Below are 1,851 nucleotides of genomic sequence, written 5' to 3'. Positions count from 1 at the left end.
CAAGAACACTTCCTTAGGGGTTCCTTCAGGGGAGAGTCCTGATATGAACGCTCACCCCGTCTTCGGGGTCGAAATCGCCCTTCAGCGACTTCAGCATCCCCGAGACACCGCCGGCGATGAACTCCCCGACGAAGGATTTGACGGGGATCCTCCTCTCCTTGCTGTAGACTTCGGCCGGCGAGGTCTCCGCCTTGCGGACCATGGTCACCACCAGTTCGGCCAGCTCCTCCTCCTGCCCTGTGCAGAAGTGCCTCTCCTTCCCGCAGGGGTTGTCCCTGTCGTAGAAGGCCACCACTCCCACGACCTCCTCGGGTATGCCCTCGGGGTCCCCGACCCATATCTTTGGAAGGGTCAGTTCCTTCCCCCCTTCCAGGAGAAGAAGATGCCTGCCGGGGAAGTAGGCGGCCGCCAGGCGTCCGGGATCCATGTCCTTTCTTCCATCTTCCACCCGAAGGCCGTCTGATCCCCAGAGCGCAACGGGGCCCGAGGCCTCCGCGAGCAGCCCCGAATCGGTCTCGGGGGGCGAGAGCACCTCCTCGTGGGTGCGCTTCACATAGGCCACGTCAAGACCCTTCTCCTCGAGGAGGGACAAGAGCTTTTTGCAGAGGGTGGTCTTACCGCTGTCCTTGAAACCGCTCACGGCCAGTATGAAGGGCACGGAGCGTCACCTCCTTTCGTTTTTTTCAGTTATCTTGCCGCATGTCCTGCCAGATCTTTCTGTAACCGTCAAGGAAGAAAAAGAACATCGAAAGGATAAGGGGCCCGACAAAAATGCCTATGAAGCCCCAGGTGGCGAGGCCCCCGACGACCCCGGTGAAGACTATCAGGATATGTACCTTGCTCCCCTCGGAGATAAACAAGGGCCGTATGAAGTTATCGATGGCGCTCACCACGAGCATCGCCCAAAGGGCCAGGAAAATGGCCGAACCCGTCTTGCCCTCCGCGAAGAGGTAGGCGGCCCCGGGGAGGAGGACGAGGGGCGTACCCACGAAGGGGATGATGGCAAGAAGGAACATGGCTCCCGCGAAAAGGAGAGGGCTGGGCAGCCCCACCCACCACCATCCGAATCCTCCAAGGACGGCCTGTATGCCCGCCGTGAAAGTGATGCCATAGACTACCGACTGTAGAATCTGCTCTGCCTTGCCGAATATCTCCTCTCTTTCGCTAAGCGAAAGGGGCAGTATCTCCCTGACATAGTCAAGGATCTTGTGACCGTCCCTGAGCATGAAGAAGGAGGCCACGGCTATGACGATCAACTGGTAGAACATCCGGAAGGCGTTGCTCAGGAACCCTCGGGAGACGGAGGCGATGTAGGTAGCGAACCACCTTCCGGACTGCCGGAAGGCATCGCCGATGTACTCGAAGTGCTCCACGTAGGGCGTGAGCCTCACCGAGAGCCAATGGGGGAGCATCTCGAGCAGCGTGGGCATTTCCACCCCCTCGAACTGCAGGAGGAGGTCGGCCACCCTGCCGTAAAGCCTGATCCCTTCCCTGGCGATCAGCGTTCCCATGAGGCCCGCGGGGACCACCAGGACCAGCAGGATTGCCGCGGTGGTTATCCCTGCCGCAAGGTTCGACCACTTGCAGGAGAACCCCTTCCTGTAGATCAGCAGGTAAAGGGGATAGGCAAAGAATGACAGAAGCGACGACCAGGCGAGGGGCCGCAGGAGCGGGAAGGACACCGTGAAGGAGAGCACGGAGAGCATGGCGAAGACCACGATGAAGGGCAGGTATACTCCCCACTGCCCCTGGGGTTTCATCCTCACCCCGTTACCCAAGACTCATGGATACCTCCGTTCCCTTCAGGCTTACGATTGAGGGCTCGATGCCGGCCTATTCCCATTCTATCGT

At 59.9% G+C, this 1,851-nt stretch carries 2 protein-coding genes; both read right to left on the bottom strand.

The features are described 5' to 3' along the window. Positions 1–25 precede the first annotated feature (25 nt). On the bottom strand, positions 26–658 hold the full coding sequence (locus GX108_03955; protein ID NLO56193.1) for a molybdopterin-guanine dinucleotide biosynthesis protein MobB: 633 nt from the start codon (positions 656–658) through the stop codon (positions 26–28). A gap of 25 nt (positions 659–683) precedes the next feature. Next, a complete protein-coding gene (locus GX108_03950) occupies positions 684–1,760 on the bottom strand; it encodes an AI-2E family transporter (GenBank protein ID NLO56192.1) in 1,077 nt (358 codons plus the stop codon). Positions 1,761–1,851 lie beyond the last annotated feature (91 nt).

This window comes from Thermovirga sp., from assembly GCA_012523215.1.
Taxonomy (GTDB): Bacteria; Synergistota; Synergistia; order Synergistales; family Thermovirgaceae; genus 58-81.
Note: the sequence above shows the minus strand (reverse complement) of the source record. Positions and strands in the feature narration are given on the sequence as shown.

What these genes read in the sequence shown, in the direction of transcription:
- GX108_03950 (NLO56192.1), bottom strand. Translation starts at nt 1,760, where the DNA reads ATGAAACCCCAGGGGCAGTGGGGAGTATACCTGCCCTTCATCGTGGTC.